This is a genomic window from Streptomyces sp. UC4497, assembly GCF_054871485.1.
The window spans coordinates 67,475-81,960 of the sequence record NZ_JBTYHB010000039.1; the positions used below are offsets into that span (position 1 = coordinate 67,475).

Here is a 14,486-nt window from a genome sequence, read left to right on the forward strand (position 1 = left end):
CCTTGCATAAGTAGTCGTTACCGATCGGTTTCGATTACGAGACCACGGGGCATGAGCCGTAAGCGCTGGGGGCAATGAGGCCCGCGGCGCACGCCAGCACCACCCCGGCCCTCGGTCATCGATCTGCCCGGCGAGGCCTCTCCCGCCGCCACCCGCGGTGTCCGCATGTTGGAACGCACTATCCGGTTCCCGAGAACCGCCCCATCATGTAACCTGCACGAAATTTTTTGAGCTGCACTTCTCCGCAGAGGGCCAACGTCGTCCCTCGGCACGTACCTTGCCACGACGACGACGGGAGAGCCGATGCGTACCTCGCGCCAGCCGTCCCAGCATTCCAACAGCGGCCAGACCTGGTCGCACATGGATGCTCGCCCTGCTGCCCAGGGCATGTACGACCCGCGAAATGAGCACGACGCCTGTGGCGTCGGGTTCGTGGCCACCCTCACCGGCGAGGCGAGCCACACGCTGGTCGAGCAGGCGCTGACCGTCCTGCGAAACCTGGAACACCGCGGTGCCACCGGCTCCGAGCCCGACTCGGGCGACGGCGCGGGCATCCTGTCCCAGGTTCCGGACGCCTTCCTGCGCGAGGTGGTCGACTTCGACCTCCCCGAGGCCGGTTCGTACGCTGTCGGTATCGCCTTCCTGCCCGAGGAGGGCACCGAGGAGTTCGTCTCGCGGATCGAGACGATCGCCGCCGAAGAGGACCTCAACGTCCTCGGCTGGCGCGAGGTCCCGGTCGCCCCGCAGATGCTCGGCTCCATGGCCCGCTCGACGATGCCGGCGTTCCGCCAGATCTTCGTCGCGGACGGCACCTCGAAGGACATCGCGCTCGACCGCAAGGCGTTCGTGCTGCGCAAGCGCGCCGAGCGCGAGGCCGACGTGTACTTCCCGTCGCTCTCCGCGCGCACGATCGTCTACAAGGGCATGCTGACCACCGGCCAGCTGGAGCCCTTCTTCCCGGACCTGTCCGACCGCCGCTTCGCCTCCGCGATCGCGCTCGTGCACTCCCGGTTCTCCACGAACACGTTCCCGTCGTGGCCGCTCGCGCACCCGTACCGCTTCGTCGCGCACAACGGTGAGATCAACACCGTCAAGGGCAACCGCAACTGGATGCGCGCCCGTGAGTCGCAGCTCGCCTCCGGACTCTTCGGGGACTCGGACAACCTCGAGCGGACCTTCCCCGTCTGTACGCCGGACGCCTCCGACTCCGCCTCCTTCGACGAGGTCCTGGAGCTGCTGCACCTCGGTGGCCGTTCGCTGCCGCACAGCGTCCTGATGATGATCCCGGAGGCCTGGGAGAACCACGCCTCCATGGACCCGGCCCGGCGCGCCTTCTACCAGTACCACTCCAACCTGATGGAGCCCTGGGACGGCCCGGCCTGTGTCACCTTCACCGACGGCACCCAGGTCGGCGCCGTTCTCGACCGCAACGGTCTGCGCCCGGGCCGCTACTGGGTGACCGACGAGGGACTCGTCGTCCTCGGCTCCGAGGTCGGCGTCCTCGACATCGACCCGGCCAAGGTCGTCAAGAAGGGCCGCCTGCAGCCCGGCCGGATGTTCCTCGTGGACACCGCCGAGCACCGCATCATCGAGGACGAGGAGATCAAGAACGCTCTCGCCTCCGAGCACCCCTACGAGGAGTGGCTCGAGGCCGGCGAGATCGAGCTCTCCGACCTCCCCGAGCGCGAGCACATCGTGCACACGCACGCCTCCGTCACGCGCCGCCAGCAGACCTTCGGCTACACCGAGGAAGAGCTCCGCATCCTCCTCGCGCCGATGGCCAAGGCCGGCGCCGAGCCGATCGGCTCCATGGGCACGGACACGCCGATCGCGGCGCTCTCCGCCCGCCCGCGGCTGCTGTTCGACTACTTCACGCAGCTGTTCGCGCAGGTCACCAACCCGCCGCTGGACGCGATCCGCGAGGAGCTCGTCACCTCGCTGCGCTCCCCGCTGGGCCCCGGCAGCAACCTGCTGGAGCCCACGGCCGCCACGTGCCGCGCGGTCACCCTGCCCTTCCCGGTGATCGACAACGATGAGCTCGCGAAACTCATCCACATCAACGCCGACGGCGACATGCCCGGCATGAAGGCCGTCACCCTGTCCGGCCTGTACCGGGTGCACGGCGGTGGCGACTCGCTCGCCGCCCGGATCGACGAGATCTGCGCCGAGGCCGACGCCGCCCTCGAGGCCGGCGCCCGCCTGATCGTGCTCTCCGACCGGCACTCCGACGCCGAGCACGCGCCGATCCCGTCGCTGCTGCTCACCGCGGCCGTCCACCACCACCTCATCCGTACGAAGAAGCGCACCCAGGTGGGCCTCCTCGTCGAGGCCGGTGACGTGCGCGAGGTGCACCACGTCGCCCTGCTCATCGGTTTCGGTGCCGCGGCGGTCAACCCGTACCTCGCCATGGAGTCGGTCGAGGACCTGGTCCGCGCCGGCACGTTCCTCAAGGACATAGAGGCCGAGGACGCGATCAGGAACCTGATCTACGCGCTCGGCAAGGGCGTCCTCAAGGTCATGTCCAAGATGGGCATCTCCACCGTCGCCTCCTACCGCGGCGCCCAGGTCTTCGAGGCCGTCGGCCTCGACGAGGCCTTCGTCGAGAAGTACTTCAACGGCACCACCACCAAGATCGGCGGCGCCGACCTGCGCGTCATCGCCGAGGAGGTCGCCGCCCGGCACGCCAAGGCGTACCCCGCCTCCGGCATCGCGCCCGCGCACCGCGCGCTCGACATCGGCGGCGAGTACCAGTGGCGCCGCGAGGGCGAGCCGCACCTGTTCGACCCGGAGACGGTCTTCCGCCTCCAGCACGCCACGCGCTCGGGCAGCTACGACATCTTCAAGAAGTACACGGACCGCGTGAACGAGCAGTCCGAGCGCCTCATGACGCTGCGTGGCCTGTTCAACTTCAAGTCCGAGGGCCGCGAGCCGATCTCCATCGACGAGGTCGAGCCGGCCTCCGAGATCGTCAAGCGCTTCTCGACCGGCGCCATGTCGTACGGCTCCATCTCCCAGGAGGCGCACGAGACCCTCGCCATCGCCATGAACCAGTTGGGCGGCAAGTCCAACACCGGTGAGGGCGGCGAGGACCCGGAGCGCCTGTACGACCCGGCGCGCCGGTCCAGCATCAAGCAGGTCGCTTCCGGCCGCTTCGGTGTGACGAGTGAATACCTCGTCAACTCCGACGACATCCAGATCAAGATGGCCCAGGGCGCCAAGCCCGGCGAGGGCGGCCAGCTGCCCGGCCACAAGGTCTACCCGTGGGTCGCCAAGACGCGTCACTCGACGCCGGGCGTGGGCCTCATCTCCCCGCCGCCGCACCACGACATCTACTCCATCGAGGACCTGGCTCAGCTGATCCACGACCTCAAGAACGCCAACCCGCAGGCCCGCATCCACGTGAAGCTGGTCTCCGAGGTCGGCGTGGGTACGGTCGCGGCCGGTGTGTCCAAGGCGCACGCGGACGTCGTCCTGATCTCCGGCCACGACGGCGGCACGGGTGCCTCGCCGCTCACGTCGCTGAAGCACGCCGGTGGTCCCTGGGAGCTCGGCCTCGCCGAGACCCAGCAGACGCTGCTGCTCAACGGCCTGCGCGACCGCATCGTCGTGCAGACCGACGGCCAGCTGAAGACCGGCCGTGACGTGCTGATCGCCGCGCTGCTCGGCGCCGAGGAGTTCGGTTTCGCGACCGCGCCGCTCGTCGTCTCCGGCTGCGTCATGATGCGCGTCTGCCACCTGGACACCTGCCCGGTCGGCATCGCGACGCAGAACCCGACGCTGCGCGAGCGCTTCTCCGGCAAGGCCGAGTACATCGTCAACTTCTTCAAGTTCATCGCCGAAGAGGTCCGCGAGCTGCTCGCCGAGATGGGCTTCCGCTCCATCGAGGAGGCCGTCGGCCACGCCGAACTCCTCGACACCGAGCGGGCCGTGAACCACTGGAAGGCGCAGGGCCTCGACCTGGAGCCGCTGTTCCACGTGCCGGACCTGCCCGAGGGCGCCGTCCGTCACCGGATCATCGAGCAGGACCACGGCCTGGAGAAGGCGCTCGACAACGAGCTGATCAAGCTCGCCGCCGACGCCCTCGCCGCCAACGACCAGACGGACGCCCAGCCGGTCCGCGCCCAGGTCGCCATCCGCAACATCAACCGCACGGTCGGCACCATGCTCGGCCACGAGGTGACGAAGAAGTTCGGTGGCGCGGGCCTGCCCGACGACACCATCGACATCACCTTCACGGGCTCCGCGGGCCAGTCGTTCGGCGCCTTCGTGCCGCGCGGTGTGACGCTGCGCCTGGAGGGCGACGCCAACGACTACGTCGGCAAGGGCCTCTCCGGTGGCCGCGTCATCGTCCGCCCGGACCGTGGCGCCGACCACCTCGCCGAGTACTCGACGATCGCCGGCAACACCATCGCGTACGGCGCGACGGGCGGCGAGCTGTTCCTGCGCGGCCGCACCGGCGAGCGCTTCTGCGTCCGCAACTCCGGTGCCACGGTGGTCTCGGAGGGCGTGGGCGACCACGGCTGCGAGTACATGACCGGCGGCCACGCGGTGATCCTCGGCGAGACGGGCCGCAACTTCGCGGCCGGTATGTCGGGCGGCATCGCGTACGTCATCGACCTCAAGCTCGACGACGTGAACCCCGGCAACAAGTCGGCGGTCCAGCCCCTCGACGACACCGACAAGCAGTGGCTGCACGACGTGGTGCGCCGCCACGCCGAGGAGACCGGCTCGACGGTGGCCGAGAAGCTCCTCGTCGACTGGGACGCCTCGGTGGCCCGGTTCACGAAGATCATCCCCAGTACGTACAAGGCAGTGCTCGCCGCCAAGGACGCCGCCGAGCTGGCCGGTCTCTCCGAGACCGAGATCACCGAGAAGATGATGGAGGCGGCGACCAATGGCTGATCCCAAGGGCTTTCTCAACCACGGGCGCGAGGTCGCCGAGACCCGCCCGGTCGACGAGCGCGTCAAGGACTGGAACGAGGTCTACGTTCCCGGGTCCCTGCTGCCCATCATCAGCAAGCAGGCGTCCCGCTGCATGGACTGCGGCATCCCGTTCTGTCACAACGGCTGCCCGCTGGGGAACCTGATCCCCGAGTGGAACGACTACGCGTACCGCGAGGACTGGTCGGCCGCGCAGGAGCGCCTGCACGCGACCAACAACTTCCCGGAGTTCACCGGTCGCCTCTGCCCGGCGCCCTGTGAGTCGGCGTGCGTGCTCGGCATCAACCAGCCGGCCGTGACCATCAAGAACGTCGAGGTCTCGATCATCGACCAGGCGTGGGACCGGGGCGACGTCGCCCCGCAGATCCCCGAGCGCCTGTCGGGCAAGACCGTCGCCGTCATCGGCTCGGGCCCGGCGGGTCTCGCCGCCGCCCAGCAGCTGACGCGGGCCGGTCACACGGTCGCCGTCTACGAGCGCGCCGACCGCATCGGCGGCCTGCTCCGCTACGGCATCCCCGAGTTCAAGATGGAGAAGCGCCACATCAACCGCCGCATCGAGCAGATGCGCGCGGAGGGCACCAAGTTCCGCACCGGTGTGGAGGTCGGCCGCGACATCGACGCCGCGGGCCTGCGCAAGCGCTACGACGCCGTGGTCGTTGCTGCGGGTGCGACCGTGTCGCGTGATCTCCCGGTCCCCGGCCGCGAGTTGAACGGCATCCACTACGCGATGGAGTACCTGCCGCTCTCCAACAAGGTGCAGGAGGGCGACTACGTCCAGCCGCCCATCACCGCCGAGGGCAAGCACGTCGTCGTGATCGGCGGCGGTGACACCGGCGCCGACTGCGTGGGCACCGCCCACCGCCAGGGCGCGGCCTCGGTGACGCAGCTGGAGATCATGCCGCGGCCCAACGACGAGCGGAACACGACCACGCAGCCGTGGCCGACGTTCCCGATGCTCTACAAGGTCACCTCCGCGCACGAGGAGGGCGGCGAGCGCATCTACTCGGCGGGCACCACCCACTTCGAGGGCGACGAGGACGGCAACGTCCAGTGGCTGCACCTCTCCGAGGTCGAGTTCGTCGACGGCAAGCTCGTCAACAAGCCGGGTACCGAGCGCAAGATCCCCGCGCAGCTGGTCACCCTCGCGATGGGCTTCACGGGCACGGACCAGGAGAACGGTCTGGTCTCGCAGTTCGGCCTCGACCTCGACGCGCGCGGCAACGTCGCCCGCGACGACGAGTTCCAGACGAACGTCCCGGGTGTGTTCGTGGCGGGCGACGCCGGCCGCGGCCAGTCCCTCATCGTGTGGGCCATCGCGGAGGGCCGCTCGGCCGCCCGCGGCGTGGACCGCTTCCTGACGGGGGCGTCGGAGCTGCCGGCTCCGATCCGCCCGACGGACCGCGCGCTGGCCGTGTGACGGTCCGCCGCTGAAACGTCCCGTACAACGGCGTACGGAACTGAGCGCGACGCTCGCCCTATGTCCCCGACCGGACGCTGGGCGGGCGTCGCGGTGCGTTCAGCCCGGGATGTGGAACGTTTCGCCGTACACCTTCCACGTCAGCGGAGTCTTCAGGGACAGGTTGCCGTCGTAGAGGAACTGGCGCTGCGCCGTGTCGATGCGGGTGGTGTCGCGGTCGGGGTTCTTGGACTTCATGGCCTTGCGGCGCAGGTCGAGGAAGATGTCGAGGTAGTTCTTCTCGCTGCCGCCCTGCGCCGGGGTGTCGGCCTCCTTGAGGGCCGCTTCGCGCAGTCCGTAGAAGCCGTTCGGTCCTGTGCCGGGGCCGTGCAGGACCATCGCGTCGTAGTAGACGAACTGGCCGAGCGTGCCCAGGCCGTCGAGCTTGGCGAGGCGGACCGCGGGGTCGAAGTAGCCGCGGTCGCGCTCCTTCTCCTGGATGTCCCGGAAGGCCTTGTGCGTGGCCTCCTCCTTCCACGCCGCGGTGAAACCGGGGTCGAGGCCCTTGTGGGAGTCCGTGCCGTCGACCTTGCGCAGGGCGGGGAGGTAGCGGGCGAGGCCGTTGTCCGGGTGGGCCTTGGTGTAGCGCTCGACCAGGGTCAGCAGGTCGTGGGTGCCGGTGCAGAAGCCGATGATGCCGGCCGTGTAGCCCTGGCCGTCGTCGATGTCCTCGATGTAGCCGTACTGGCCACGCCAGTCGAGGGTCGAGTTCTCGGCGCTGGCGACGATCCGCTGGGCCAGGTCCTTCTTCTGCGGGTCGGCGAGGCCGGGCGGCAGGCTCGCGATCACCTTGTCGTCGGCTTTGCGCTCCGCTTCCGACTGGTTGCCGGGGCGGGCCGGGGCGGAGGTGGTGGGGCGTGGGGCCGCTCCGTCCTGCTTGTCGTCCGGCGACAGGAGGTAGACGGCGGCGGTGGCGAGTGGGGCCACGGCCACGAAGGAGAGGAGCAGGCAGCCTGCGCGTTTCATGCGGCACAGAGTAAGCGAGTGTCTGTGCGACGCGGCGCCCGGTGCCCGTTCCTGGGCCGACGCCGCCCCCACGCCCCGGGGCTCCGCCCCGGCCCCCGCGGACCCGGCACCGGCCCCACGCCACGGGGCTCTGCCCCGGACCCCGCGGACCCGGCACCGGTCCCACGCCCCGGGGCTCTGCCCCGGACCCCGCGGACCCGGCACCGGCCCCACGCCACGGGGCTCCGCCCCGGCCCCCGCGCCTCAATCGCCGGCGGGGCTGAAAGATCGGCCCTCGGGCTTCGGACGCCGCGGGCTCTCGTTCGAGAGGCGGGGCTTGATGGGCTCGGTCCCACGTAACTTGCGGCCTGCCGTGCCCCACGCCACGGGGCTCTGCCCCGGACCCCGCGCCTCAAGCGCCGGCGGGGCTGATTTTGCCGAACCGGCGTTACGGCCTCGGGGCGATGCCCCGGCTCCCGCCCATCTCCCACCCACCCGCCCCCTCCGGGGGCGTCGGCCCGACGGGGTGTCGGCGCCGCCTTGGGCGATCCGGCGACCGCCACGGCTCCCCGCCCGTCGCGGTCGACGCTGCCCCCGTCTTGGCCAACCTCCGCCAGCCGCGGCTCCTCACCCGTTGCGGTTGACGCCGCCACCGCCTTGGGCAATCCGCCGCCAACCCCGGCTCCCCACCCCTGGCGGTCGGCCGTCGCCGCCTTGGGCAATCTGCCGCCTGGGGCGGCAGGGTGGGCAAGGCGGCACCCCGGTGCGGCGCAACCAGGACGGGAGGCGCCGGCCACGGCACGGGTTATGCCACGATTCGCTCGCGGCATGCGGACGGCGTGGCCCATGCGTCCCGCAACGGGCGGGCCTTGCGGAGCCACAGGGACAGGTCCAGCTCCTCCGTGTAGCCCACGGCACCGTGGAGTTGGAGGGCCGCGCGGGCCGCCGCGTAGGCCGCCTCGCCCGCCGACAGTTTCGCCGCCGCGATGTCGGACGACGTCATCGTGAGCGCCGCCCCGAACAGCAGCGGGCGCGCGAACTCCAGGCCCACCAGCGCGTCCGCGAGCCGATGCTTGACCGCCTGGAACGAGCCGACCGGCACCCCGAACTGCTCGCGCTGCCGGACGTAGTCGACCGTGCGGCGGAGTAGTTCCAGGCCCACGCCAAGTGCCTGCGCCGCCGTCAGGAGCGCCGCCATCTCCGAAGCCTCCCGCACCTTCGCACCGCGCTCCACGACCTCGCCGCCCCCGTCCGGTACGAAAAGGCGTCGCGCCGGATCCGCCGACTCCCGCAGCGGCCCGCACCCCGCGGCGAGCCGCACCGCGTCGCCGTCCACCACGAACACCGCGTCCGCGGCGTCCGCGTCCAGCACATAGGGGCCGGAGGCCAACGTGGCCACCACCTCACCCGCCGCGATCCGCGGCAGCCACTCCTTCGCGGCCCCCGTCCCGTTCAGCAACGTCGCCACCGCCGCCGTCTCGACCACAGGCCCCGGCACCGCATGCCGCCCCAACTCCACGTACGACAAAGCCAGTTCCACCGGCAGCGGCCCCACCCCCTCGTACGCCTCCGGCACCCCGAGCGCGAACACCCCCGCCTCCGCGAGCCGCCCCCACAGCGCCCGCCCGGGCCCCGCGTCGCCGCCCGCCCACGCGCGGATCACCGACGGGGTGTCCGCCGCCGTGAGCATCCGGTCGAGCGTGCGGCCGAACTCGGCCTGCTCCGCGTCCAGGAGGAACCTCATCAGCGGCGTCCCTTCGGCAGGCCGAGCAGCCGCTCGGCGATGATGTCGCGCTGGATCTCGTTCGTACCGGCGTAGATGGGTCCCGCGAGCGAGAAGGTGTAGCCCTCGGCCCACTCGCCGTCCGCCAACTCCCCGTCGGCACCGAGAAGTTCGAGCGCCGTCTCGTGCAGCGCGATGTCGTACTCCGACCAGAACACCTTGTTCAGGCTCGACTCCGCCCCTATCTGCTCACCCGCCGCGAACCGCGACGCGTTGCCGTACGTGAACAGCTGGTACGCGCGCGCCCCCACCATCGCGTCCGCCACCCGGTCACGCACCGCCGGGTCCGCGCCGCGCTCCCGCCACAGCGCGAGCAGCCGGTCCGCGGAGGCGAGGAAGCGGCCGGGGGAGCGGAGCATCAGTCCCCGCTCGTTCCCCGTCGTCGACATCGCGATGCGCCAGCCCTTGCCGACCTCCCCGATCACGTCCTCGTCCGGCACGAACACGTCGTCCAGGAACAGCTCGGCGAAGGCCGGCTTGCCGTCGATGCGGCCGATCGGCCTGACCGTGACACCCGGCGCGCGCAGGTCGAACATCAGGTACGTGAGCCCGCGATGGGGCTTGTCCGCTTCCGGGTCCGTACGGAAGATGCCGAACGCCCGGTCCGCGAACGCCGCCCGCGACGACCACGTCTTCTGTCCGCGCAAGCGCCACCCGCCGTCCGTGCGCACCGCACGCGACCGCAGCGCCGCCAGGTCGGAGCCCGCCTCAGGCTCCGACCAGGCCTGCGCCCAGATCACCTCGCCGCTCGCCATCGACGGCAGCACACGCGCCCGCTGCTCGTCCGTGGCGTGGTCGAAGAGCGTGGGCGCGAGGAGGTTGATGCCGTTCTGCGAGACGCGGCCCGGCGCCCCCGCCGCGTAGTACTCCTCCTCGAAGATCAGCCACTTGAAGATGTCGACGCCGCGGCCCCCGAACTCCTCCGGCCACGAGACGACCGACCAGCGGTCCGCGGACATCTCGGTCTCCCACGCACGGTGCGCGGCGAAGCCCTCCGCGGTCTCCAGGGAGGGCAGCGGCTCGGCCGGTACGTGCCCGGCGAGCCAGGCCCGCGCCTCCTCGCGGAACGCGTCCTGATCCGGGGTGAAGTCCAGGTCCATCGGCCGCCCACTCCTTCCCTAACAAGTGTTTGGTAGGTTACCGTACTCGCATGGACAGAGTCGAGACCTTCCGGACCTTCTGATCCTTCTGAACCTTCCGAGCCGGAATTCGTGAGGAGCGCGCATGACCGCCGAAGCCCCCCGGTACGTGCCCGGACACCACCTGCTCGACGGGCGTACGGCCGTGATCACGGCCGCCGCGGGCGCCGGGATCGGCGGCGCCACCGCCCGCCGCTTCCTGGAGGAGGGCGCCCGCGTCGTCATCAGCGACGCGCACGCGCGCCGACTGAAGGAGAGCGAAGCGGCCCTCGCCGCCGAGTTCGGCGCCGAGCAGGTCTCCGCGCTCACCTGCGACGTCACCGACGAGGAGCAGGTGCAGGCACTCTTCGCGCACACGGCGGAGCGGCACGGCGGGCTCGACATAGTCGTCAACAACGCGGGCCTCGGCGGCACTTCGGCACTCGTCGACATGAGCGACGAGCAGTGGACGAAGGTCCTGGACGTCACCTTGAACGGGACGTTCCGCTGCGTCCGGGCCGCCCTGCGCGCCTTCCGCGACACCGGCAGCGGAGGCGTCATCGTCAACAACGCGTCCGTCATCGGCTGGCGCGCCCAGGCCGGACAGGCGCACTACGCCGCCGCCAAGGCCGGCGTGATGGCCCTGACCAGGACCGCCGCGATAGAGGCCGCCGAATACGGAGTGCGGGTCAACGCGGTGGCGCCCAGCCTCGCCATGCACCCGCACCTGGCGAAGGTCACCTCGGAGGAACTGCTCGCCGAGCTGACCGAGAAGGAGGCCTTCGGCCGGTACGCACAGCCCTGGGAGGTGGCCAACGTGATGGTCTTCCTCGCCTCCGGCTACTCCTCGTACATGACCGGCGAGACCGTCTCCGTCAGCAGCCAGCGCGCATGAGCCCCTCGCCCGAGCGGCGCCAAGAACTCCTCGCCACGGCGGCCGGGGTGTTCGCGGCGCAGGGCTACGACGCCACCACCGTGCGCCGGATCGCCGACGCCGCGGGGATGCTCGCGGGCAGCCTCTACTACCACTTCGACTCCAAGGACTCGATCGTCGAGGAGATCCTCCGGGGTTTCCTCGACGAGCTGTGGGGCCGCTACGACACCGTGCTCGCCGCCGGACACGGGCCGCGCGAGACGATGCGGGCCCTGGTCACCGAGTCGTTCCGGGAGATCGACCGGCACGGGCCCGCCGTCGCCATCTACCAGAAGGAGTCGAAGGCGCTCGCGGCCAGGGAGCGGTTCGCGTTCCTCGCCGCGTCGCAGCGCAAGTTCGAGCAGACCTGGCTGACCACCCTCCAAGAAGGCGTGGCGGCCGGGGCGTTCCGCGCCGACCTCGACATCCGGCTCACCTACCGGTTCGTGCGCGACACCGTGTGGGTCGCCGCGTCCTGGTACCGGCCGGGCGGCCGGCACAGCCCCGAGGAGATCGCCCGCGAGTACCTCGCGATGGTGCTCGACGGGATAGCCCAACCCCACCACCCTTAGAAGAGACTGGAGTTGATGCGTCATGGCCGAGGCCTACATCGTCGATGCGGTCCGTACGCCCGTCGGGCGGCGGGGCGGCGGGCTCAGCGCAGTCCACCCCGCCGACCTGGGCGCCCATGTCCTGAAGGAGCTCGTCGCGCGCACCGGCGTGGCCCCGGCCGCCGTCGAGGACGTCGTCTTCGGCTGCCTCGACACCGTCGGCCCGCAGGCCGGGGACATCGCCCGCACCTGCTGGCTCGCCGCCGGGCTTCCCGAGGAGGTGCCCGGCGTCACCGTCGACCGGCAGTGCGGCTCCTCCCAGCAGGCCATCCACTTCGCGGCGCAGGGCGTGCTCTCCGGGACACAGGACCTCGTCGTCGCGGGCGGCACACAGAACATGTCGATGATCCCGATCGCCTTCGCCTCCCGGCAGGCCGCCGAACCGCTCGGCCTCACCGACGGCCCCTTCCTCGGCAGCGAGGGATGGCGCGCCCGCTACGGCGACGCGCCCGTCAACCAGTTCCACGGCGCCGAACTCATCGCCGAGAAGTGGGGCATCACACGGCAGGACCAGGAGGAGTGGGCGCTCCGCTCCCACCAGCGGGCACTGCGCGCGATCGACGAGGGCCGGTTCGCGAAGGAGTCCGTCGCCTACGGAGACGTCACCGCCGACGAGGGGCCGCGCCGGGACACGAGCCTGGAGAAGATGGCGGGCCTGAACCCGGTCGTCGAGGGCGGCACCATCACCGCCGCCTGCTCCTCGCAGGTCTCCGACGGAGCGGCGGCCCTGCTGATCGCCTCCGAACAGGCCGTACGGGAACACGGGCTGACGCCCCGGGCCCGCATCCACCACCTCTCCGTACGCGGCGAGGACCCCATCCGGATGCTGTCCGCACCCATCCCGGCGACCGCGTACGCGCTGAAGAAGACCGGCCTGACCATTGACGACATCGACCTCGTCGAGATCAACGAGGCGTTCGCGCCGGTCGTCCTCGCCTGGCTCAAGGAGACCGGCACCGACCCCGAGAAGGTCAACGTCAACGGCGGCGCCATCGCCCTGGGCCACCCCCTCGGCGCCACCGGCAGCAAGCTGATGACGACCCTCCTTCACGAACTGGAGCGCACCGGCGGCCGGTTCGGCCTCCAGACCATGTGCGAGGGCGGCGGCCAGGCCAACGTCACGATCATCGAGCGCCTGTGACGAGCCCGCCTCGTAAGACGACGAGTGAGATGCATGGACAACTGGCCGGAAGGGTCGCCCTCGTGACCGGGGCGGCCCGCGGCATGGGGGAGGCCATCACCCGCGAACTGGTGGCGCGCGGGACACGGGTCGTGCTCGGGGACGTCCTCGTGGCCGAAGGGGAGAAGGTCGCCGACGATCTCGGTGACGCCGCGCGGTTCGTGAGGCTCGATGTCACCGAAGCGACTTCCTGGGCGCACGCCGTCGACATCGCCGTCCGTGCGTACGGGCAGCTCGACATCCTCGTCAACAACGCCGCCATCTACACGACGTCCCCCATCGTCGACGAGGATCCGGCCCAGCTGGAGCGGATCCTCAAGGTCGATCTCGTCGGCCCGTTCCTCGGGGTCCGGGCCGTCGTCCCCGCCATGCGGGCGGGAGAGCGGGGCGGCGCGATCGTCAACATCTCCTCGCAGGCCGGAGTCCAGGGCATCTGGGGGCACGGCTCGTACGGCGCCGCGAAGTGGGGGCTGCGCGGGCTGAGCCGCACCGCCGCCCTCGAACTCGGCGGCGACGGCATCCGCGTCAACGCCGTCTTCCCCGGCGCCATCGACACGGCGATGACCGCCCACCTCGGCACCACCGAGCACCCGGCCGCCGCGCTCGGCCGCATCGGCCGGCCCGAGGAGGTCGCCCGGCTCGTCGCCTTCCTCGCCTCCGACGACGCCTCCTACCTCACCGGCGCCGAGGTCTCCGCCGACGGCGGCGCGTCGGCCGGACGGATGCCCCGGTCATGACGATCCGCCCGTGCCGAAGGGGCGATCGGTGGGGACCACTTCGCCCGGCGGCCCCACCGCCCGCGACAATGGGCCCGTGCCTACGAAGTCAACGAAGCCCGCGAAGCCTGCGACGCCCGCGAAGAAGAAGTCCCCGTCGACGAACGCCGCGCCCGAGCGGCGCGGCGAGCTCCTGCACACCGCGGCCGAGGTCTTCGCCGAGCAGGGCTACAACGCCACGACCGTCCGCAAGATCGCCGACCACGCGGGCATGCTCGCCGGCAGCCTCTACTACCACTTCGACTCCAAGGAATCGATGCTGGAGGAGATCCTGCGCGGCTTCCTCGACGAGCTGTGGTCCGGCTACGACACCGTGCTCGACGACGAACTCGGACCGAGGGAGACCCTGGAGGCGCTGGTCACCGAGTCCTTCCGGGAGATCGACCGGCACCGCGCCGCCGTCGCCATCTACCAGCGGGAGTCCCAGCAGCTCGTCGCGCAGGAACGCTTCGCGTTCCTCGCCGAGTCGCAGCGCAGGTTCGAGAAGACCTGGCTGACCACCCTGGAGCGCGGCGTCGCCGAGCAGGTCTTCCGCGCCGACCTCGACATCCGCCTCACCTACCGGTTCGTGCGCGACACCGTGTGGGTCGCCGCGTCCTGGTACCGGCCCGGCGGGCGGCACAGTCCCGAGGAGATCGCGCGCCAGTATCTGTCGATGGTCCTGGACGGGATCGCGGTGCGGTGACACGGGATCGCGGTGCGGTGACGTCGCATGCTAAGATTCACGACGTTGCAGTTTTGGTACCCATAGACTTTATGTGCG

At 70.9% G+C, this 14,486-nt stretch carries 10 protein-coding genes; 7 read left to right on the top strand and 3 right to left on the bottom strand.

All coding sequences use genetic code 11. The features are described 5' to 3' along the window. The first annotated feature begins 303 nt into the window (after positions 1–303). Positions 304–4,902, top strand: coding sequence for a glutamate synthase large subunit (gltB, locus tag ACYSUO_RS35470; RefSeq protein ID WP_461780321.1), 4,599 nt, complete (start codon positions 304–306; stop codon positions 4,900–4,902). Continuing rightward, positions 4,895–6,358, top strand: a complete 1,464-nt coding sequence (locus tag ACYSUO_RS35475) for a glutamate synthase subunit beta (RefSeq protein WP_461780322.1) — start codon at positions 4,895–4,897, stop codon at positions 6,356–6,358. The genes gltB and ACYSUO_RS35475 overlap by 8 nt, the downstream gene beginning before the upstream one ends. 99 nt (positions 6,359–6,457) lie before the next feature. On the opposite strand, the gene ACYSUO_RS35480 is transcribed toward ACYSUO_RS35475, so the two are convergent. The 3 genes from ACYSUO_RS35480 to ACYSUO_RS35490 all read right to left on the bottom strand — a co-directional run bounded on the left by ACYSUO_RS35480 (position 6,458) and on the right by ACYSUO_RS35490 (position 10,225). Further along, positions 6,458–7,363 carry a chitosanase gene (locus tag ACYSUO_RS35480; RefSeq protein WP_461780323.1) on the bottom strand — a complete coding sequence of 302 codons (906 nt, stop codon included), beginning with the start codon at positions 7,361–7,363 and terminating at the stop codon, positions 6,458–6,460. Positions 7,364–8,147: 784 nt separating this feature from the next. Then, complete coding sequence (locus ACYSUO_RS35485) at positions 8,148–9,086, bottom strand: acyl-CoA dehydrogenase family protein (RefSeq protein ID WP_461780324.1); 939 nt, start codon at positions 9,084–9,086, stop codon at positions 8,148–8,150. Then, positions 9,086–10,225, bottom strand: a complete 1,140-nt coding sequence (locus tag ACYSUO_RS35490) for an acyl-CoA dehydrogenase family protein (protein ID WP_461780325.1) — start codon at positions 10,223–10,225, stop codon at positions 9,086–9,088. Before ACYSUO_RS35490 ends, ACYSUO_RS35485 begins: the two co-directional genes overlap by 1 nt. A 124-nt stretch (positions 10,226–10,349) precedes the next feature. Here ACYSUO_RS35490 and ACYSUO_RS35495 point away from each other — a divergent pair, with 124 nt between their 5' ends. The 5 genes from ACYSUO_RS35495 to ACYSUO_RS35515 all read left to right on the top strand — a co-directional run bounded on the left by ACYSUO_RS35495 (position 10,350) and on the right by ACYSUO_RS35515 (position 14,408). Further along, a complete protein-coding gene (locus ACYSUO_RS35495) occupies positions 10,350–11,138 on the top strand; it encodes an SDR family oxidoreductase (protein WP_461780326.1) in 789 nt (262 codons plus the stop codon). After that, entirely contained in the window at positions 11,135–11,728 is a 594-nt protein-coding gene (locus tag ACYSUO_RS35500; RefSeq protein ID WP_461780327.1) for a TetR/AcrR family transcriptional regulator, read from the top strand. Before ACYSUO_RS35495 ends, ACYSUO_RS35500 begins: the two co-directional genes overlap by 4 nt. A 22-nt stretch (positions 11,729–11,750) precedes the next feature. Then, positions 11,751–12,908, top strand: coding sequence for an acetyl-CoA C-acetyltransferase (locus ACYSUO_RS35505; RefSeq protein ID WP_461780328.1), 1,158 nt, complete (start codon positions 11,751–11,753; stop codon positions 12,906–12,908). Positions 12,909–12,970: 62 nt separating this feature from the next. Next, a complete protein-coding gene (locus ACYSUO_RS35510; RefSeq protein ID WP_461780329.1) occupies positions 12,971–13,684 on the top strand; it encodes an SDR family NAD(P)-dependent oxidoreductase in 714 nt (237 codons plus the stop codon). A 76-nt stretch (positions 13,685–13,760) separates the two neighbouring features. Continuing rightward, positions 13,761–14,408 carry a TetR/AcrR family transcriptional regulator gene (locus ACYSUO_RS35515; RefSeq protein ID WP_461780330.1) on the top strand — a complete coding sequence of 216 codons (648 nt, stop codon included), beginning with the start codon at positions 13,761–13,763 and terminating at the stop codon, positions 14,406–14,408. Positions 14,409–14,486: the final 78 nt, after the last annotated feature.

Excerpts from the sequence above, each read along its gene's own strand:
- ACYSUO_RS35495 (WP_461780326.1), top strand. The coding sequence starts at position 10,350 with ATGACCGCCGAAGCCCCCCGGTACGTGCCCGGACACCACCTGCTCGAC.
- ACYSUO_RS35480 (WP_461780323.1), bottom strand. The coding sequence starts at position 7,363 with ATGAAACGCGCAGGCTGCCTGCTCCTCTCCTTCGTGGCCGTGGCCCCA.
- ACYSUO_RS35500 (WP_461780327.1), top strand. The coding sequence starts at position 11,135 with ATGAGCCCCTCGCCCGAGCGGCGCCAAGAACTCCTCGCCACGGCGGCC.
- gltB (WP_461780321.1), top strand. The coding sequence starts at position 304 with ATGCGTACCTCGCGCCAGCCGTCCCAGCATTCCAACAGCGGCCAGACC.
- ACYSUO_RS35505 (WP_461780328.1), top strand. The coding sequence starts at position 11,751 with ATGGCCGAGGCCTACATCGTCGATGCGGTCCGTACGCCCGTCGGGCGG.
- ACYSUO_RS35475 (WP_461780322.1), top strand. The coding sequence starts at position 4,895 with ATGGCTGATCCCAAGGGCTTTCTCAACCACGGGCGCGAGGTCGCCGAG.
- ACYSUO_RS35490 (WP_461780325.1), bottom strand. The coding sequence starts at position 10,225 with ATGGACCTGGACTTCACCCCGGATCAGGACGCGTTCCGCGAGGAGGCG.
- ACYSUO_RS35485 (WP_461780324.1), bottom strand. The coding sequence starts at position 9,086 with ATGAGGTTCCTCCTGGACGCGGAGCAGGCCGAGTTCGGCCGCACGCTC.